We start from the raw sequence: 20634 nt of genomic DNA, 5'->3' as shown, positions 1-20634 counted from the left end.
CCTTATCGTTTTTGTGAACTGGTATCAATGATAATTCGATAATAATATTCGTTTGGCTTAACCATACCTAAATGACTGCGAGCTCGCTCCTCAATTGCTTCAACGCCACGTTGTAAATCATTAATTTCAGCAAACATCTGCTCATTACGAGCTTTTAATTGATTATTTTCTTCATGCAAGTTGGCCAGCATTTTTACGTTATCTTGATAATCATAGATATTATTTTTTCCATACCACAAGGAGTATTGTAAATATCCAAGTATTGCCATTAATAACAAAGGTAGTTTCCATCTGATCATGAATTTGATACCTTCCTTTTTCTATATACACTTAACAGGTTTAGGTAAACCTGCTAATTTGGTTGCTTGCTTGGCAGGTCCTTGTGGAAATAATTTATACAAATAACGGCTATTACCTTTTTCTGAACCAAACTTTTTTTCCATTGCTTTGACTAAAGCTCGAATAGCAGGAGAGGTTTTATATTCCAGATAAAAATCGCGAACAAATAAAATAACTTCCCAATGTGCATCGGTTAATTCAATAGATTCTTTTGAAGCTAATTCAGGAACTAAATCAACAGACCAATCCTGCCAATTCTTCAAATAACCATTTTCATCAGTCTCTATCAGCTCTAACATTTTCCCAAACACACAATTTAATTTGTTGCGTATTATACTCAATTAAATAAAATCCAACACTAATTTTAATAGTAAAAACGCCTTAACCCTATTGGTTACTAATAAAATTGGTGAAATTTAAAGCGAACGCACATTTTTTTAAAATTAGCTATTTACAAATAGGCGTCTCTCCTTTAATATCCTCAGGCATTGCGGAAGTGTGGCTGAGCGGTTGAAAGCACCGGTCTTGAAAACCGGCGAGGGGCGACCCTCCCAGAGTTCGAATCTCTGCGCTTCCGCCATCTTTCCAAAGAACCTCTTCAATCAATTTAAAAACCAACAAGATAAAATAAGAATATTTTCAGTAGACTATCTAGTATGCCATTTAATTTTGGATAGTATTACCCCCCCCCCAGCATTACTTACAATAAAACTTAGTTTATTACATCATAACTAGCGATAATTAACAGCTAAAGAAGCAGAATTAGCAATACTATTTAGAGATAAAGAATATTTCTCTTCTTGCTTTATGCCATAATAAGTAGATCAGTATACAAAATACACATAACAATTAGATAAAACTTGCCATTTTAAATTAATAAAATTCATACTAAATTAGTATCATTTTTATATAATCTATTAGCCAGATATATTGAAAATAAAAACGTCAAATTCATTTTACCGATACACACCATTATCGAACCAAATGACCAGTCTTTGTATCCGATTTTGTACTTGGTTTGAGTTGATTTTGGTGGATGTCGGTTGGCAAGAAAAACACATTGAAAGCTTATCTGAAAAGACTTTAGATATAAAAAAACTGCTTGAAACAGACCTTAAAATTTGGTGATTGACTTCCGGATCCGCAATAAGATCATTACCGTAACATAATGAATAATAAAAATTAGATTTTAAATTAAAAAATAGGGAACCAATATGGTTCAGGTATTTTATAAGCGAAGGAATGATCCTAAAATGCCCCTATCGTCTTTCAACATAACGTTTCACATTATATTTGTTTGTATCTTGGTGAATAACAGATAATTCGACAATTTTATTGTGTTGAGAATAATTAATTGATTGAATTCTAAGTAATAATGAATTACGTTCAATTTTTAGTAGATCTACTTGTTCTGTAGTGGCAATCGCAGGAGTGAACCATCTTAGGCTTTTAGTTATTTCAATATTACAATTTTCCTTAAAGTAAGAAAATTTTGATTTTTCTAAATGTCCAACACTTAAATAAGGAAAGAGGTTAACTGGAATATAGCTATCTTCAATTAATACCGGCGAATTATTTATTAATCTCAATCTTTTAACAAAATAGATTTTTTCATCCGCCGCAATTTTCAGATGATTGGCGATATTGAACGGGCAACTAATAATACGAAAGTCGATGACCTTATTTTGATAATTTTGACACCCAATATCATCCATTTGTTTTTTAAAACCATCAAGTTCGCCACCTGAAAAATTCATTTTTTTCTGAATATAAGAACCACTACCATGTTTTTTCACAATGATCATCTCTTGTTGAAGAATGGCAAGAGCTTTTCTGATTGTCATTATTGATACATTAAATTCTTTAGCGAGAACTTTCTCACTCGGCAAGGTATCACCTATCTTAAAGCTGTCATCATTGATCCTTACTTTCAGTTCATTCGCAATTTTAATATATATCACTTTTAGATCTCTTATATATCTATTTAAATCAATTTATTTTACTTTAATTAGTTGAATTTTCAATATAAAAAATAAATTACTATAGTAACACTATCACTCATATATGAAATTATCGAAAAATGTATTTCTAATGGCTGAAAAAAAACGTGATATAAATCACGTTCTTGATTAATTTACTGTAAGTCGATAATACTTTTATCTAAAAATAAACACATCATTAAATCATAACAATAATAAAAAGAACGATTTTATAGGAAGTGTAATATTTTAAAGGAAGTATAGTATGAGAGATAATATTTTGAATAAATTACAATTATTTTCTAAATCGATGATTGGTCCTGTATTATTCCTACCGATAGTTGGATTGCTCATTGCTTTAATGAGTGTTCTTTCCAATAAATCATGGATAGAGCCAGAAAGCTACGTTTATATTTTTGGAAAATATATCGCCAGTATGATGTGGGTTATTATGAATAATCTAAGCTTTTTCTTCTGTTTAGGTATTGCATCAGGCATGGCAAAAACAAGGAAAGCAGATGCTGTATTTGTTGCTGCACTATCTTACTTTATGTATCTCGCGTCTAACAATGCTTGGTTACAAGTGACAGATCTTCTTGTCGAAGGGAAAAATAACTCGTCATTATATGGTACAGGTCAAGTGGTTGTTTTAGGCTTTCAAGTTATCGATATGGGTGTATTCCTTGGCATTATTTTGGGCGTAATTATTGCCAGTGTTCATAATAAATTTATTAATAAAGAATTTAAAGGCGCCTTTTCTATTTACGGAAACAGCAAATTTGTCCTAATTGTTATGATTCCAATTGTTGCCTGTTTCTCTATTTTTATAACTTATTTCTGGCCAATTGTCGCGTTGGGTATTAGCTCTCTAATTAGCTTGATGGAATCTATTGGTGCTGCAGGTGTTTTTATTTATGGTTTTCTAAATAGATTTCTTATTCCTACAGGCTTACACCATTTAATCTGGTCACCTTTTGTTTATACCTCTATTGGTGGACAGATGTTAATCGATGGTCAAATCGTTATAGGTGCCAAACCTATATTTTTGGCAGAAATGGCCGATGCAACTATCACGACACTAGATAGTTCTGCCCGTTTCTTAACTTTTGGTATGGTGAAGATTTTTGGTGTTGCAGGTGTTGCTTATGCATTTTATAAAACTGCATTGCCGGAAAATAAACAAAAACTAAAGGTCATCTTATTACCAGTTGTTTTAGTTTCATTATTAGTCGGGATCACCGAACCATTTGAATTTCTATTTATATTCTGTGCTCCATTACTTTGGGTTATTTATTCGCTTATAGACGGTACATTCCAAATGTTAGCCGATATTTTTAATGTACGCGTATGTGCTACAAATGGAATTATAGACTTCCTTATCTATAACATACCAACCGGCGTCGGAAGAACTAATTGGCCTGTCTTTGTATTATTAGGTGTAACAGAAACATCCGTTATGTATTTTGTTTCAAAGTTTATCATTCTCAAAATGAAACTAAGAACACCAGGAAGAGAAGAAAATTCTGATAGTTCAGAAATGATCGAGGATAAGCCATTGGTCACAACGGAAGAAAAGGCCTTAATTGGTCAAATGATTGTGTCGGCTTTGGGTGGAGAAAGCAATATCATTTTGGTCGAAAATTGTTTTTCACGATTACGCGTTGATATTAAAGATGATACGTTAATCGATGAGAGTAAATTAAAAGATACGGGTGCTGCCGGTATTGTCAAAAAGAGTAATCATATTCAAATTGTCTATGGTATGAAAATTAATGAAATACGTAATCTTGTTGATCAAGAACTAGGTAAATTAGAGTAACAATAAAAGGTATAAATTATGACTAAGAAATTTTCAGTAACAATAGCAGGTGGAGGAAGTACCTTTACTCCGGGTATTATACTTATGTTAATGGAGAATACGAACAGATTTCCTGTCGGTGAAATAAAGTTATATGATAATAATATGGAACGCCAACAGATTCTTGGTGAAGCGTGCAAGATCATGATGCAAGAGCGTCATCCTGCAATTAAATTTTCCTATACTACAGATCCAAAAGAAGCCTTCTCTGATATTGATTTTGTGATGGCACACATCCGCGTTGGATTGTATGAAATGAGAGAAAAAGATGAGAAGATTCCGCTCAAATATGGCGTAGTAGGACAAGAAACCTGTGGTCCCGGTGGTATAGCTTATGGTATGCGATCGATTGGTGGAGTCCTTGAAATTTTAGATTATATGGAAAAATATTCACCAAATGCATGGATGTTAAATTACTCCAATCCGGCAGCAATTGTTGCAGAAGCGACACGCCGACTACGCCCAACATCAAAGATCATTAATATATGTGATATGCCTGTTGCTATTGAAGGTATTTTTGCTGATATTTTGGGATACAAATCTCGCAAAGACTTTATTGTTCGTTACTATGGTTTAAACCACTTCGGTTGGTGGACAAGTATCACAGATAAAGCAGGAAACGACCTATTACCTAAACTCAAAGAACATGTTAATCAATTTGGTTATGCAAGTAATACAGAGGACTTTCAACATAAAGCGCCTAGTTGGATTGAAACATTTAAGAAAGCGAAAGATATCTATGCATTAGATCCAACTACTTTACCAAATACCTATTTGAAATATTACTATTACCCTGATTATGTTGTTGAGCATTCAGATATTCATCACACAAGGGCTAATGAAGTCATAGAAGGAAGAGAAAAAGAGGTGTTTGGCATGGCTAAAAAAATTATCGCAGCAAATACTGCCAAAGATGCCTCGTTCCATACTGGAGCTCATGCAACGTTTATTGTAGACTTAGCTTGTGCAATAGCCTTTAACACAAAAGAACGCATGCTATTAATTGTTGAGAACAACGGAATTATTGAGAATTTTTCAAAAGATGCTATGGTCGAAGTGCCATGTTTAGTAGGTAACAATGGACCAGAACCTCTATCAATTGGAACAATCCCAACCTTCCAAAAAGGTTTAATGGAACAACAAGTTGCGGTAGAAAAATTAACAGTTGATGCATGGATTGAAGGAAGTTATCAAAAATTGTGGCAAGCACTTACGTTATCTAAAACTGTACCGAGTGCAAGTGTTGCTAAACAGATTCTTGATGACTTAATTGTTGCCAACAAAGACTTTTGGCCGGAATTACAATAATTCATTTGCGCGTTCTACATTCAAGTGCATGGATTAAGATCTTCTGGGATGCAGGGCTAAGCTCTGCGTTTCCTATTTCTTTTTTTGCCAACTGAGATAAATCTTCAAGCAACTTTATTACATTGCTAGCACCAATGAAAATTCAGGTGTTATATTGGGGGGACGGGGTATCCCTAGCATCCCCCCTCTTTTTCTCGCTAACGGCAGTCGATGAGTCTGCAACTTAAAGTAACTTTAATAAAGAGATCAATGTGATCTCACATTCTTTATAGACCACATACCTAATGCAATTGATCTAGTTTATCCTGAGACAAAATTCAGCCCTATATTATCCATATGTGGATACGGTCAAGTTAACTATTCTTTTGTATAATCATAAAGATGAAACTCCTGCAAAATCTATCAACGTCATCGTTATCCTGCATCTATTATTAGTCATTGTGTCTGACGCTATTATCACTTTACGTTAAGCCATCGCGATATTTAACTGATCATGATGCAAAAAGGCATTTCTGTTACTTATGAACCTATTCGTTATTGGTGTATTAAATTTGGAAGGCTTTATTCTAAAAAATAAGAAAAAATAAACGTTATGGTGATTATCTTTATTGGGGAGGATTACTGTTTTATGTGTAAATGGACAAAATACAGCCAAAATTCACATAATAGTTGATAATACATATTTTTAATGGTTTAATTTATTACCGTTATATAAATAAATACATAGCGAATGACTATGAAAAAAACATCAATTTATATCATGATACTATGTGTAACCCCTGCTATTGTTTTTGCTGATGAAGATACAAAAGTGAAAAATATTGAGGTGATGAATATTTGGGGAAGCACGAAAGCAATGAATCCAGACGTCATCACGCAGTCTCAGATGCAATCCCGTAATAAAAACAATGCTGCAACAGCAATTAGTACTATGCCAGGCGCAATTCTTGATAAATCAGGGAATCGGAATGAGTTAACGATTAGATTACGAGGTTTTGATAGCCGACAAGTACCTATTTTTCTTGATGGTATCCCTATCTACGTTCCTTATGATGGCAATTTAGATCTTGGTCGATTTATGACGAGTGAACTTGCTAACATTGAAGTCAGTAAAGGCTATGTTTCCTTATTACAAGGTCCTAACTTAATGGGCGGTGCAATTAATTTATCAACAATAGTACCATCGAAACCCTTTGAAGCTAAAATCGCTTATAGCGAAGGATTTGCTCGTAGTGCAGACAATGCCTATAACGGTAGTGCGCGATTGAGTGTAAGTAATGATATTGGTTTTTTACAATTTAGCGGTAGTCAATACAAGCAACGCTTTTGGGGATTGCCTACCGACTATGATAACAACAAAAACGCTGGCGCTAATGGTCGACGTTACAACTCATCATCCGATGATAAACAAGGCATGATAAAAATCGGTTTGACCCCACGCGAACTTGATCAATATATTTTTACCTATTCTAAACAAGACAATAATAAAGATAGTCCGCCAACTGTAGGTGTAAGCAAAGGTAAATATCGTTATTGGAAATGGCCTGATTATAACAAAGAAAGTTTTTATTATAATGGTATTACACAATTAACAGATAAAATCAATTTACAAAGCCGTTTTTTCCACGATAAATTTATTAATACCTTATTAATGTATAAGAAGAATACTACTTTAGCGCCAGATTATAGTCATTATGATGACTATAGCAATGGAGCCTCACTACAATTAGGTATTGATATGCGTGAAACAGATGTATTATCTTTTTCAGCTCATTGGAAAGATGATGTGCATCAAGCACAAAGTAAACGCGGTGGTAGCTGGTTACATTATAAAGATCGCACTTATTCAGTAGCAACTGAATATCAATGGTCAGTTACACCTCCTTTAGAGGTAGTCGCAGCAATAGGCTATGATTGGCGCAATAGCAAAAAAACTAATGAAAAATCACAGGATAACGACCAACAGGCTTTCAATTGGGAAATGTTAGTAAAATACCAATTTGATAATGATGATTTATTACGTTTTTCACTTTCTGACCGTAGTCGCTTTCCTACCCAGAAAGAGCGTTATACGACTCAGAAACCAAAAGATAATTCGCTTGGAATAGTGAATCCCGATTTAAAACCAGAACGAGCTTTAACATTAGATTTAACCTATGACGGTAATCTTAATAAACAATGGGGATATCAGGCTAGTCTCTATTATAACCACATTAATGATGCTATTTTGGCTCATACAGTAATAAAAAATGGGCAACCATTTTTTCAGAATCAAAATAGCGGAATTGTTAATTTTTATGGTATAGATTTAAGTATAAAAGGTGATGTTACTTCATGGATGAAAGTGGGTACTAATTATGGTTATATTTATAGTAACCCGAAAAAAATAGATCATGTTGAAGGTTTACCAAAACATAAATTGTATTCTTGGATAGATTTCAGTCCAACTGATTCGATGGATATAACTATCATGCAAGATCTACGTTATTCCAGTTATAATTACAGTGATAGCAACGAAAAAGTAGCTGGATTTGGCAAAACAGATCTACGAATAGAATATCGTTTCAATAAGGAACTTTCTACCCATATTGCCGTTAATAACATCTTCGATAAATCTTATCAATTTACAAATGGTTACATAGAAGAAGGTCGTAATTTTTGGTTAGGTTTTGAGTATAATTATTAAAAAATAGAGATAAAGTCGATAATCATTTATTTCATCATGAAATATTGATCATGATGAAATAAATCTGTAAAGGTTAATCATATCTTTTTATAGTGGTAAAAAATGGTTCTCTATCTCTTTTGTGAGGGATTCCATGCTAAAAATGCCCATGTCCGATTTTTATTACCGCCTGATATTAAATGATCTTTATTTTTTTGGTAGTAATACTTTAAGCGTTCAAGTTCATGTTCATTCAAGTCGCCAATAGACCAAATCACTGAATCAATGAAGCTTTTTTCATCATCTACTGGCATTGGATTGATTAATGGCTCAGTATTAAGGAAATCGACCGAAACTTGATATCCTTGTTGATAGAGTAAGTTAACCGCATAAATATAAGTTGGAAAACCAATACCATCACGACCAATTGCTGTTAGTATATCTCGTTGAATAAAGTCCTTATCAACTGTCATAGTCATATAGACAGCTTTTTTTGCTTTAGCGTTTAATTTTGCTAAGGCTGGTTCAAGATCTGCCACCATAGATGACCGCGATGACACACAAATATCACATTCGGGAATGTCATCCCATGAATCCTCCCAAGCTCGTAATATATTAGTATTATTATGAATATTTAATTGTTGTGCGCGTTCTGTGACCACGTCCAGCATTTTCGAGCTAAAATCTAAGGAGTATACTTGCTGAAGCTTTGGTGCCACACTTAACGAAATTGCACCGCCACCACAACCAACATCTAATAATGTTTTCGCATGGGTCAGATCCATTTTAGCCACAAAATCACGAATGTAATTACTATTTGAACAGCTGCCACCATTTTCCCTCATCCTAGGCGCTCTTGCATCCCAATCGGACTGCTTTTTATTTTGTCTTAATGTTAAACTAGCATGAGTTCGATATAAGGATGCAAAATCAATATCGTAAATAGATTGTATATCTCTCATAGTTAATCATTTTCCTGTTGTTATTCATTACCGATTACTCTCATTTTATAAACCGCAAATTTTTGCTAATAATACTTTTATCCAAAGAATATATTTTTGATAAATTATCGATGGTTAAGCACGTTGCAGGGGTATCATCAGCTAAAATTTTTCCTTGATCAAATAATATCACTCTGTCAGATATATCAAATACATGCTCCGGTTGATGCATTGTCAGCAAAATAGTTAAACCTTGTTGACGAAATGATTTAATCAATTCTAATACACGGATTTGATTACCATAATCTAAACTGGCCGTAGGTTCATCCATAATTAATATCGTCGGTTGTTGTGCTAATGCTCGAGCAATTAACACTAATTGCTTCTCTCCCCCACTTAAACGGCTATATGTTCTACTTTGCAAATGGCTTATCCCTACCCTTGCCATACATTGTTGAGCTATTTCAAGATCTTTTTTACTGGGTACACTATACCAATTAAGATGCATTGATCGCCCCATTAATATCATTTCTTGCGTTGTAAAGGGAAAAACAAAATTATGTGTTTGTGGAACATAAGCGATAAACTGAGCCAATGCCCTTTTAGACCATTGTGCTAATGGTATTTGATTAATAAAAATTTGCCCAGCCTTGAGGGGTAAAATAGCTAGAATCGTTTTTAATAATGTTGTTTTACCGCAACCATTAGCGCCAAGTAGACAAACAATCTGCTGATCTTGTAAACAAAGATTTAAGTGAGTAGCTATTAACCGATCAGTATAACCAATGGTCACATTTTTTAGTTCTATAAGGTTACTCATACCTTTGTTTTTCCTTTAATTAACAACCCTAAAAAGAAAGGAGCACCAATAAAAGCCGTTAATATTCCTAATGGCAATTCAATTGGAAATGCTGACCTTGCAATGGTATCAGTGACTAATAGAAAACCTGCACCTAAGCATATTGAAGTGGGCAATAAATGACGAAAATCAGGCCCTTGCCATAAACGAGCTAAATGAGGAATAACCAACCCTATCCAACCAATAATACCCGTGATTGAAACGGTAGCTGAGGTAATCAAAGTAGCAATCAAAATAAAAATAATGCGCAAATAACGAATATTTATACCAAGCGTTGATATCTCTTCATCATCTAGACTCATTAAGTTCATTCGCCAACGGAGTAAAAATAGAGGCACTAAGCAGATTAGAATAATTGGAGCCACAACATACAAATCACTCATTGTTGCCATGGTTAAAGACCCCATCATCCAAAATGTGATTGTGGTCAATTGGCTATAAGGATCAGCCAATAATTTAATTAATGATATGGCTGAGGCCAATACTGCGGATATTGATATACCAGCAAGTACCATCGCCAAAATAGGTTCTAGTCGCTTAGTTAGTTGAGCAATGACATACACCAATAGTACGGTAATAAAACCAAATAAAAATGCACAAATTTGGATGCCAAAGATAGATAAATTAAAATAAATGGCTATTACTGCACCAAGACTAGCCCCCACTGATACACCTAAAATATCCGGAGATACTAACGGGTTTTTAAACATCCCTTGATAGGTACTACCTGCAACAGATAGAGAAGCACCAACTAATAATGCAGTTAAAATTCGAGGCAACCGTATTTGCCAGAGAATAATATCTAGATCTGTGTATTTTTGACCGGTTATCACTCGTTGGATTGATGAACAAAACTCGCTAACCGAGAACAACTGCTTTCCACTAAAGAAGGCAATAATCAATAAAATCATTAGGATTAAAAATGGTGTTATTTTTTTGATCACAATGGTTCCGGTGTTAAAATTTGTTCTAATTCATCTGACGATAGTTGATAGTTATAAAATAATTGGAAATACTCAACAATATTAGCTGTAAATTGCTCTTTCGACATATTTTGTGGATATAGAATGTAACTTAACCAGCTTAATCCCATTAAGCGATTAATACTTGGAGGCCCATCAATCCAACCAAACGGAAGAGAAGGAGCTAAATAAACGCGCCCTTCTTTTACAGCATTAATACGCTGCCATAACGGATCTTTCTTCACTTTAGCATAAAAATTACGATCTGAAATAATGATTACATCTGGTTGCCAAATCATTAACTGTTCAATGGATACGCGAGTTATGATATTTTTACCAGATTGTTCGGCAACATTTTTAGCACCAATCCAATCTAAGACTTCCGTGTGAATCGATCCACGTAATCCCGTTTCTAATCCATCAGGTCCTCTTGCTGAATACACTTTGATGGCTTGATTGTTACTAGTTAGATTACCGATATTTTTAGTCTGTTTTAATACTTTTTCTGCATATTCAGCTAACGCATTACCTTGTTCATCGTTATTTAAAATATGGCTCAATTGTCTTATTTGCTGAGGTGAACTAGATAGCGTTCCATTAATCAATAAATAAGGAATACGAGTTTGCTTTTCAACTTGCTTAGCAAGATCGACATAGGTTGGAGTAATATTACCAATATCAACAATTAAGTTGGGGGTTAATTGGATAATTTTCTCGTAAGAAGCGGTTGTCCCTCTACCGGCTAAACGACCTGTCATTGAAAGATTTTGAATAGCTGGCGAAAAAAACTTCTTTTGTTGGGGAGACAATGAAAGAGATGATAATCCCACTAATTTATTGGGAGCTACTGACAATAAGATAACATCCGCTACAGGCCCCGAGCTCAATACTCGGTTTATTTCATCTGGCGGCGGTATATCACCAAATTTTTGCATAATTTCAGATTGATCATTTGGGTTTGCTGTAACTGAAAAAATAGTAAAAAAAAGAATAGTAACAATAATGATTACTTTTGAATAATAGCGATTTACCACAATAATGCCTCACTTGATCGTCATTTGTTTAATATTGTTATAAAAATGTGAGTGACTGTGTTGCCGAATCAAGATATTTTCCAGTCATCAATAATATATCTTTTATCATTAAAATTAACAATTTTATTACTATGAAAAAGGAATAAAATGATAAAATAATTCGGTTAATATATTGTCTGGCATCTAGCGTAAAGGAATCAATAGAATGAATTTCGAAAATAGATTATCGTCAAATATAAATACTATTTTTTGTTATTGTTCGCATGCTAATAGCACTAGAACAAAAGATCCTGTATTAAATGCTCAAATCGTCTATAACGGTTTAATTACCGATAATGGAGGAGAAGAACGCTACACAGATGCCGATAAAGCACTGCTCCATTATGCACTTGAACATTATACATTCTGGCAACATCTTCACCCCGACTACAAACCACAACTCGATCAAATTGGTATTTTTGGTGAAAACATTTCATCAATTGGTTTAACTGAGGATAACCTATGTATTGGTGATATTTTGGCTTTAGGAACCAGTAAAGTACAAGTAACACATGGACGAGATGCTTGCCAAACGATGGACAATTTATTTAATTCTAGTTCAATGAGTAAGGAAATGCATGATAATCATAAAACAGGCTGGTTTTATCGTGTATTAGAAGAAGGTTGCATTAAACAAGGCGATCCTATCGTTTTACTTGAGCGCCCTAACCCTCAATGGACGATTGCTCTGGTTCAATCCTATCGTTATCAACAGCGAGAAAATACTCACGCTATATTGACACAATTAATTGCACTACCTTACTTATCTGATAATTGGAAATCAATTTTCATTGAGCGTTTAAATCAAATGAATTGACACAAGAACGACCACAGGTTTATTAGAATACTAATAAATCTGTGAATTATAGCTAATGTTAATTAATACAAAAATGGATATGTGTTTTAAGTTACGATGAAAGACCTCTTCAAAAAGTTAAATGGATTTTAGTCTAATAAGTCAAACTTAATTGTTCATATTATTAGCTTTTATTAAACGAATTTGTTTAAATTCAGTATTATTAACAATTATCGTGTACTGAGGAGCATCTTTAGTTACAATTATTTTAGTACCAATAAGAATCATTAGCCTCAGTAATTCCAACAAAAATCAAATCATTTCACTAACTTTACAACAATGATAAACAATTGCAGGATAATATTTTGTCCGAACTATTTTACTTGGTTACGGATACAAAAGATGATTTATTTGCCCAATAAGCTTTGTGACAATTTTGATGCTTGAAAGAAGGTATAATCAAAATCTACGAGATCATGGATATAAAAAGGATCTTCTTTCATAATATTTTTTGATTCTTCAAGTGAATCACTCATTACTAATATTATTCCACCTGTTTTATTCTCGAAAAGTCCAGAAGCTATAAATTTGTTTTGAGCGAAATAATTATCTAAAAAGATATTATGTTCATCCAATTTTGCCAAAAGCTCAGGCATCGGTTTTTTAAATGTAAGCGTTACAATTATCATTTTATTTTCCTTAATTTGTAAAAATTAAATCTAAGATAGCAAAATTCGCATTTAAAAACAAACACCTAAAGCTGTTTATAACTTATTGATTCATAAAAATTATTTTCTGTTAATATTCTAACTAGAATTTTTCTACCTCATAAATCAACACCTTTTCTGCTTCCAATTTATTAGCAAATAAGAATTAATAAGCTATTTCCTATTTCTTATTACTTCCTTCAACTAACCTTTATATTTTTAAATAATCTCCTCACAATATAAGGATGCATAACAGAAACTGGTAACATATATAATTTCCCAATCACATTATGATTCTTAACTGAGGTAATTAAGTATAATTTATTTTGATCATCATTAGCATGAACAATACGGATATGTACACAAACATCAAGATGTGAATCTCTTACCACCAATGTTAGTTTTTGCTTTTCTTTCTCGGTTATTGTGAAAAAATGTACTGTGCTACCTACACTTGGTTCATCCTCGCCCAATTTATCGAATCCTTTAATCGGCTCAATACCCGCTATTTTGCCTAAAAAATCTCTAATTCTAAACAACACTCCCAGCCATTTAGGTTGATGGCAAGTCATCATCTTATAAGCATCATACGACGAAATATTTTTGGGAATATTCACACTTTGATAGCTCAAATAATCAACATCCTCCGCTATAAGCGTTATGTTATTTAATAACGCTTTGAGTGTATTAAGAGTTTCCTTTTGTTTGGTATTCATAGGCTAATTTGATTAATTTTTCATATTATTTATTGTAATGACCAACGAACATGCGGAATAACAATTAAGTACACTACCCGATGAATCAAAGAAATAAAACATATATATCCTGTTTTGGTATAAAATCGGTTTTAACGGCTCTAAATTGGGTGGCGTTGATTTTTTGTAATGATTCATCCCAACACAGTGATACTATTTCGTCAGGTTCCCTTTCAATAGTTAAAGTAAATGTTCCAATCGGTTTAGCCCAATTCGCGCCTGTTGTTAAGATATAACTAAGTTCTTGTGATGGTATTGTTGGTTGCTCAGGTTTTAACTTTGATTGTTTGAGTTTGCGCATAAAATTATTATCTACGCAAAAATTTTTATATTCATCAGTAGTTAAATCACTAAAGACGATAATACCACCACCAACCAATGGATTATAATGATGTTTAACTTTAGTAATGGCATTACCTTTGAACGTTTGTTGCCAACTATAAATTACTTGCACTCCCCAACTATGGGTATCGGCAAGTTGCTTCAGTGTTTGGTTTTGGCAAGCATCAATTTTTTCATCAATATCTTCTGAGGATTCTTTCCTTGTCCAAGTATTTAGGAGCATTGACTCGGTAACTCCACATTGCATTATTTCAGCAGTAACATCGATAGCATCATTGTGGTTGAAATCAAGTTTCACACCGTATTCATCCTCAATATTAGGATAAAAAGCGATTCTGACATGACGGTTAGGTATGATTATTTTATCATCGACCAAAACTTGAAAACTATTAAGCAGGCGTTCAGTATCCGCATAATCACCCTCACCTAAGCCACTCATTATCGGCAATGGAAATACAATTGTTTCAGTAATATCATGATCGGTTAAATTTTTAAATTGATAAGCAACATCTATTTTCTCCTTACTGATAAAGAGATCTTCTGTTTCCATAGCAATATTTATATTCTTAATATAGTTAATACCACCTGTTCCTACATAACCAGTGCTATCGTTAGCAAATGTTCCAAAAGATAATAGCGCTAACCCTAATAAAAACAATTTGTTTACCATTTCATTACCTCCAAAACTGTCACTTCAATATAATTATTAACTTAAAAATAATAATCATAAAAAACAAAATTATTGATTTTAGATCATTAAGTTAACTTTTCATTTTTCTTTGTAATTTAAATAGATAACCTCAAACCCTGAAGAGTAAAAAACAAACGAATCACACACATAATACCAATAAAGCATGAATTAGGCACATATTTGCTCGGATCGAATATTTAAGGATTTAAATTGATAACTATAATTTTATAAATATTGCAATTAATGCTGTTTAATTTAATTAACTTACCAATAAAGAGTAATTGACTAGTTGTCCATTTTACTTACTTTGAGGAATTAAAAAATGATAAAAAAAATGGTTGTTGCCGCCGTGGTAACTGCATCATTAGCCGGTGGTGCAGTTGCCGATGATTATCGAAAAAATCCGTTTACGTTAACTTATGCTAATGCCATCACCGAAAATGTAGTCGGTAAAGTTAATATTCATCCTGTCACCTATCAACTTAATGGTATTAAAATTGTAGCCAATGTTTACACTCCAGCTAATTATGATCCGGCGAAAAAATACCCTACAATAGTCATTGCTCACCCTAATGGTGGCGTTAAAGAACAAGTCGCGGGACTTTATGCACAACGTTTAGCTGAACTTGACTACATAACTATTGTGGCTGACGCTGCTTATCAAGGTGGTAGTGGTGGTGAACCACGTAATGTCGATAAACCAGCAAACCGAATTGAAGATATTCACGGTATGGCAGACTTTATTTCTCAGTACCCTGGTGTTGATGCAAATCGACTTGGATTACTAGGTATTTGTGGTGGTGGTGGTTATTCACTTAAGGCTGCACAAACAGATAAACGCTTTAAAGCCGTGGCTACATTAAGTATGTTTGATTCCGGTTTAGTACGTCGTAACGGCTATATGGATTCACAACTAGATACTATTCAACAGCGTTTGAAACAAGCTTCTGATGCAAGAGCTAAAGAAGCTGCCGGTGGTGAGGTTACCTATGTTGGAGGGGATACCAAATTAACCAAAGAACAAATTGCAAAGCTACCTTTTGAGCTTTACCGACAAGGAATGGAGTATTATCAATATACTCATGAACATCCAAATTCAAGTTCCAAATACACAATGAGTAGTTTGCTTGATTTGATGAATTTTGATGCAGCAAGCAACATGGATTTAATTAATCAACCACTACTAATGATGGCTGGAAGTAAAGCTGACTCGTTATATATGACTGAAAAAGCATTTAAAGTGGCAACTGGCACTACAGAGAAAGAATTGTTTCTTATTCCTGATGCGACTCATATTGAAACCTATTGGGTACCAAAATATGTTGATCAGGCCGTGAATAAATTAACTCAATTTTACGGTAAAAATCTCTAATTATTAATTTAACCAATGCTTTTACAATTGGCACAAGATGATCGGTAGATGTATAAATAACAAAATATCGATCATAGCTTGTGCCGTATAATATGACAGGAAATACTAATATGCCTAATAAAATTCGACCCTTTTTTGCAAGCTTGTTGATGACAATCTTTTGTTTAAGTTCTATAGCGAATGCCCAATCTGATGATGCTTTATCTTCACTTACACCAAAACAACAAAGTATAGTTTTGATATCTGCACTAACGGCTCAAGGTGATCTTGAATCACTAGAAAAGGCATTAGATGCAGGATTAAATCAAGGATTAACCATCAATGAAATCAAAGAAATATTGATCCAAATGTACGCTTATACAGGTTTTCCTCGTAGTTTAAATGGTATTATCACTTTTGAAAAAGTTGTCAAATCTCGTCAAGAAAAAGGGGTTAAAGATGTTGTAGGCATTAACCCCGAAAAAGTTCGTACTGATAAAAGTAAATATGAGATAGGTAAAGAAAATTTAGCTTTATTAACAGGTATACCCCCTTCAGACACTAAATCCGGTTATGCAGTGTTTGTACCTACGATTGAAGTATTTCTAAAAGAACACCTGTTTGCGGATATTTTTGAACGTGGAGTACTAGATTATCAGACTCGCGAATTAGTAACAGTTGCCGCATTGGCTAGTTTAGGTAATGTTAATCCACAACTTAGATCACATATGAATGTGAGTATGTATAATGGGGTAACTGAATCACAACTTAGGAGTTTAATCGCGTTAATTAATGATCACATTAGCACCAAAACAGCTAAAAATGCCACAAGTGTATTAGAACAAGTTTTAATCAACCATAAATAACATATTTTCCATTCAATAGTGTGAAATAATTTCCTTTCACACCATTAATGTAATGTAGAATTGGCTACAGTATTGTTATCAATACTGTCAACAATAAACTATTTTACTCATTTTACCAATCATTGTTTTTATATCTTGATGTTATTCTGATTAGTATTGATTTTATGAAGTTTACGTAAGAATTTAATACCATAATGGGTAATAGCAATACAAAGTCCACAGAAAGCAAGATAATCTATCAGTAGCATAAAATAGGATTGTTCCGGATCTAAAAAGAAAAAGGAATAATAGGCGACTAATCGCGCACCTATCTCCAATTTAACCGTAGCTAAAAACCCATAAAAAACAATTAAGAAAGTCAATATTCGCAGTAAATATGTCCTATAAATATGTGGAGATGAAAGGTTTAGCGTTTTCCTCATTATGCTCATTAGCATATCCCAATGAAAACCGATATGCATTGCCAGAAGGATCATTCCCCAATAAGCTGATAAAACATGCAAATTACGACCTGTCAGTCCCCAATCTATAGGTAAAAAAAGAAATAACCACTGGGAGATCCCAAGAGCGCTAATAATATTTACTAATATAAGTGCAATAAGTAGTAAATTAACAGCTGTATGACATTTGCGGATTAAATTATATTTACCTTTGTTCAGATTTTTATACCACCACCAATTAAGCCCAGTATGTAAACCTAAAAATAGAGCAAAAACAACGCCAAATATTTCATGAAGATAATGAAAAGACAAAGGATAAGCCATTAACAGTAAAAACAGAATGAACATTGAAAAATCAATACACAACCTAAAAAACAATTTTTTATTCACGCTATTACCTTATGTCGATATTGGTAAGCCATTCTTGTATTTGTTTCTGACTGTTTTGTACACTGCCTCCTCGAATGGCAATACCATCCAAAATAGTCGCATTTGGTATAAACTTTTTAAGGTCATCCATACATCGACCTAAACCACTGCCTTCATGGGTGATAAATAATGCAATTGTTTTACCAGATAAATCATAACTATAAAGAAAGGTTCTTATTGGCATAGACATAGTTCCCCACCAATTGGGAGAACCAATAAAAACCAAATCATAATCAGCAATATTATCAATTTGGTTTTTCAAAGCCGGACGAAAATCAGCTTCGAGTTCTTTTCTTGCTTGAATAGTTGTAGCACGATATTGTTCAGGATAAGGTTCAACAGTTTCTAGTTTAATTACATCCCCTCCGATTTGCTCATGAATCTGTTTAGCAATAAAATCCGTATTACCAGTACGAGAGTAATAAACAATTAAGATTTTTTTATTATTTTTATCTTCTGATGACTTATTTTGATCTGCATTTGCACTACTTACCACGAAAATGGTACTTAATAGAGTTAAAAGTGTTATAAATAAAAAATGACGATTTTGCATGGTTTTTTGATAAAACATAGTCCAAATAAAAGTGAAATAACAAAACATACATTTCCCTTATAATACTGGTAAGATCTAAAAAAATAAGATTGTAGGTTTTTGAATATAATACTAATCATATCATTCGTATAGATACAATAATTGCAAATTATTGCCTAATCCTCTTGTATATTTAGTTAAGCGAAGATTTTAAAGAGTGAATCGCCTTAAAAACGATAGCTGATAATAACAAATTGGTTTTCCCTCATTACAATTTAAGGACGATATAGTTAACTAAATAATCCTATTTATAAGAGATAGTTTAAATGAAGGATAATATTGATAGATATAAAGATGTTTATTTAGTTTACCTTAAAATTTGGTGATAGCATCATCTATCACCTTTAACTGAGAAATCGATAAACTTACTTAGATCATTAAACAACAAGCTTTGTTTTACATGGTTAAACTAACATTTCTGCAACAACTTTATCAGTAATAAGAACATCGACATAACCGCCCATTAATGCCCCCTTTATTGCCTGAGCTCGGCGACGACCACCAGCAAGAGCAACAACATGAGGACAAGCAATTATTTCATTTAATTGCATTCCGATCGCTGTATCTTCATCGGGAGATAAAATAGGTTTACCTTTTTTATCAAAATAGTGTAAACAAATGTCACCAACAGCACCTTTCGACTCAAGATTTTTGAGCATGCTTTCATTATAATAATTACCTGAGTTTTTTAGAAGGGAAGACGGTGTCAGCTCACCAATACCAATAATTGCCATAGAAACTTCTTTAAATTTTGAAACAACTTGCTTGACTTCATCGGTTCCCATAACATGATCGAAATATTCTTTAGACATTTCTATACTTTGTGAAGGCAACAAAAACGCATCACAATTTAGGTAATTTGCTAAGGTGTGGGTAAGAATTGTTGCATTAACATTACCATTAGTACCTACACCACCTAATAATTGAATGACACCTTTTGCCTTTATATTTAAAGGATGAAGTTTATCAACCATTGCTCTTATATGGCTACTCCATGACGAAATCCCTAAAAAATCATCCTCTCGAATTGTCGTTTGCAAATAATGTGCAGCAGCTGCACCAATAGTTTGTTTTATTTGTTCTTCATTATTTTCATCGACAACATCTACAATAATCACTTGATCTATTTTATATTTATTTTGAATTTCCAACTCTAAATCAATGAAAATATTAGCCGGTTGAATGATATTGATTTTGATTATACCTTCCTTTGTCGCTCGGGATAACATCCTAGACACACAAGACTGAGAGATATGTAACGCCGCTGATATTTCCGATTGCTTTAATCCTTCATAGTAATAAAGGTGAGCTATTTTTACAATTAATCGCTGTTCATTTTGTGTAAGCATATTGATAAAGTTTACCTGTTTACGCATTATCACAAATCATAAATAATTTGTGTATTGATTTAACCTTATCTATTCTTTAATTAAGAATAGCTACTATATAAAGTCGACAGTATATCAAAAATTGCATAATAATTAATTTAAAATACAATATATTGAATCTAGGTAGTTAAATCATTTTCTATCAATCGCATACACAGAAAATAAATTTTATTTTTTAATTTGTTACCAGACAGAACTATTGTTGCTTCCGTGCTTAATATTAATTTTTCTTCAATTTTGATTGTAGTATTTTTATAAATAAAGAATAATTTTTACAATATACATTAAATAGA

At 33.1% G+C, this 20634-nt stretch carries 19 protein-coding genes and 1 tRNA gene; 7 read left to right on the top strand and 13 right to left on the bottom strand.

All coding sequences use genetic code 11. The annotated features are described in order from the left end of the window. Positions 1-2: 2 nt before the first annotated feature. A complete protein-coding gene (ftsB, locus tag A9G11_RS07580; protein ID WP_065619012.1) occupies positions 3-299 on the bottom strand; it encodes a cell division protein FtsB in 297 nt (98 codons plus the stop codon). 21 nt (positions 300-320) lie between these two features. Further along, a complete protein-coding gene (locus tag A9G11_RS07575) occupies positions 321-638 on the bottom strand; it encodes a TusE/DsrC/DsvC family sulfur relay protein (RefSeq protein ID WP_065619010.1) in 318 nt (105 codons plus the stop codon). Positions 639-831: 193 nt separating this feature from the next. On the opposite strand from A9G11_RS07575, the gene A9G11_RS07570 reads away from it, so the two are divergent. Continuing rightward, positions 832-919, top strand: a tRNA-Ser gene (locus A9G11_RS07570). 679 nt (positions 920-1598) lie between these two features. On the opposite strand, the gene A9G11_RS07565 is transcribed toward A9G11_RS07570, so the two are convergent. Next, on the bottom strand, positions 1599-2300 hold the full coding sequence (locus A9G11_RS07565) for a GntR family transcriptional regulator (RefSeq protein WP_065619008.1): 702 nt from the start codon (positions 2298-2300) through the stop codon (positions 1599-1601). Between the two features lie 283 nt (positions 2301-2583). Here A9G11_RS07565 and A9G11_RS07560 point away from each other — a divergent pair, with 283 nt between their 5' ends. The 3 genes from A9G11_RS07560 (at position 2584) to A9G11_RS07550 (ending at position 8170) form a co-directional block, all read left to right on the top strand. Next, positions 2584-4137: a PTS transporter subunit EIIC gene (locus A9G11_RS07560; protein WP_065619006.1), complete on the top strand. Its 1554-nt coding sequence runs from the start codon at positions 2584-2586 to the stop codon at positions 4135-4137. Between the two features lie 18 nt (positions 4138-4155). Then, positions 4156-5484, top strand: a complete 1329-nt coding sequence (locus A9G11_RS07555) for a 6-phospho-alpha-glucosidase (RefSeq protein ID WP_065619004.1) — start codon at positions 4156-4158, stop codon at positions 5482-5484. A 736-nt stretch (positions 5485-6220) separates the two neighbouring features. Continuing rightward, positions 6221-8170, top strand: a complete 1950-nt coding sequence (locus A9G11_RS07550) for a TonB-dependent receptor plug domain-containing protein (RefSeq protein WP_081298468.1) — start codon at positions 6221-6223, stop codon at positions 8168-8170. A gap of 110 nt (positions 8171-8280) precedes the next feature. On the opposite strand, the gene A9G11_RS07545 is transcribed toward A9G11_RS07550, so the two are convergent. From A9G11_RS07545 to A9G11_RS07530, 4 genes are read right to left on the bottom strand one after another with little or no spacing between them, the layout of a single operon-like run. Next, positions 8281-9111: a class I SAM-dependent methyltransferase gene (locus tag A9G11_RS07545; protein ID WP_065619000.1), complete on the bottom strand. Its 831-nt coding sequence runs from the start codon at positions 9109-9111 to the stop codon at positions 8281-8283. A gap of 40 nt (positions 9112-9151) precedes the next feature. Next, positions 9152-9910 (bottom strand): ABC transporter ATP-binding protein, encoded by a 759-nt coding sequence (locus tag A9G11_RS07540; RefSeq protein ID WP_065618999.1) that lies wholly within the window; start codon positions 9908-9910, stop codon positions 9152-9154. Next, a complete protein-coding gene (locus A9G11_RS07535) occupies positions 9907-10860 on the bottom strand; it encodes an iron ABC transporter permease (RefSeq protein WP_141674378.1) in 954 nt (317 codons plus the stop codon). Before A9G11_RS07535 ends, A9G11_RS07540 begins: the two co-directional genes overlap by 4 nt. A gap of 29 nt (positions 10861-10889) precedes the next feature. Continuing rightward, positions 10890-11945, bottom strand: coding sequence for an iron ABC transporter substrate-binding protein (locus A9G11_RS07530; RefSeq protein WP_065618997.1), 1056 nt, complete (start codon positions 11943-11945; stop codon positions 10890-10892). Positions 11946-12150: 205 nt separating this feature from the next. On the opposite strand from A9G11_RS07530, the gene A9G11_RS07525 reads away from it, so the two are divergent. Next, the gene (locus A9G11_RS07525; RefSeq protein WP_065618995.1) at positions 12151-12801 is read left to right on the top strand and encodes an MOSC domain-containing protein; all 651 of its coding nucleotides are present in this window, start codon (positions 12151-12153) and stop codon (positions 12799-12801) included. A gap of 386 nt (positions 12802-13187) precedes the next feature. Here the strand turns inward: A9G11_RS07525 and A9G11_RS07520 are convergent, their stop codons facing one another. From A9G11_RS07520 to A9G11_RS07510, 3 genes are all read right to left on the bottom strand, one after another. Continuing rightward, entirely contained in the window at positions 13188-13469 is a 282-nt protein-coding gene (locus A9G11_RS07520) for a YciI family protein (RefSeq protein WP_065618993.1), read from the bottom strand. Positions 13470-13687: 218 nt separating this feature from the next. Further along, positions 13688-14203: a DUF2867 domain-containing protein gene (locus tag A9G11_RS07515; RefSeq protein WP_065618991.1), complete on the bottom strand. Its 516-nt coding sequence runs from the start codon at positions 14201-14203 to the stop codon at positions 13688-13690. An 85-nt stretch (positions 14204-14288) separates the two neighbouring features. After that, on the bottom strand, positions 14289-15254 hold the full coding sequence (locus A9G11_RS07510) for a DUF4424 family protein (protein WP_065618989.1): 966 nt from the start codon (positions 15252-15254) through the stop codon (positions 14289-14291). 343 nt (positions 15255-15597) lie between these two features. On the opposite strand from A9G11_RS07510, the gene A9G11_RS07505 reads away from it, so the two are divergent. Together A9G11_RS07505 and A9G11_RS07500 are read left to right on the top strand one after the other, a co-directional pair. Further along, complete coding sequence (locus A9G11_RS07505) at positions 15598-16647, top strand: alpha/beta hydrolase (RefSeq protein WP_065618987.1); 1050 nt, start codon at positions 15598-15600, stop codon at positions 16645-16647. 110 nt (positions 16648-16757) lie between these two features. Then, the gene (locus tag A9G11_RS07500) at positions 16758-17492 is read left to right on the top strand and encodes a carboxymuconolactone decarboxylase family protein (protein ID WP_065618985.1); all 735 of its coding nucleotides are present in this window, start codon (positions 16758-16760) and stop codon (positions 17490-17492) included. 128 nt (positions 17493-17620) lie between these two features. On the opposite strand, the gene A9G11_RS07495 is transcribed toward A9G11_RS07500, so the two are convergent. The 3 genes from A9G11_RS07495 to A9G11_RS07485 form a co-directional block, all read right to left on the bottom strand. Continuing rightward, entirely contained in the window at positions 17621-18322 is a 702-nt protein-coding gene (locus tag A9G11_RS07495; protein WP_081298467.1) for a hypothetical protein, read from the bottom strand. Positions 18323-18326: 4 nt separating this feature from the next. Then, positions 18327-18962 carry a flavodoxin gene (locus A9G11_RS07490; protein WP_218056090.1) on the bottom strand — a complete coding sequence of 212 codons (636 nt, stop codon included), beginning with the start codon at positions 18960-18962 and terminating at the stop codon, positions 18327-18329. A 395-nt stretch (positions 18963-19357) separates the two neighbouring features. After that, the gene (locus tag A9G11_RS07485) at positions 19358-20302 is read right to left on the bottom strand and encodes a sugar-binding transcriptional regulator (RefSeq protein WP_065619070.1); all 945 of its coding nucleotides are present in this window, start codon (positions 20300-20302) and stop codon (positions 19358-19360) included. Positions 20303-20634: the final 332 nt, after the last annotated feature.

The organism is Gilliamella sp. wkB108, assembly GCF_001690195.1.
Lineage (GTDB): Bacteria > Pseudomonadota > Gammaproteobacteria > Enterobacterales > Orbaceae > Gilliamella > Gilliamella apicola_L.
This window is presented reverse-complemented; position numbering and strand designations above follow the sequence as displayed.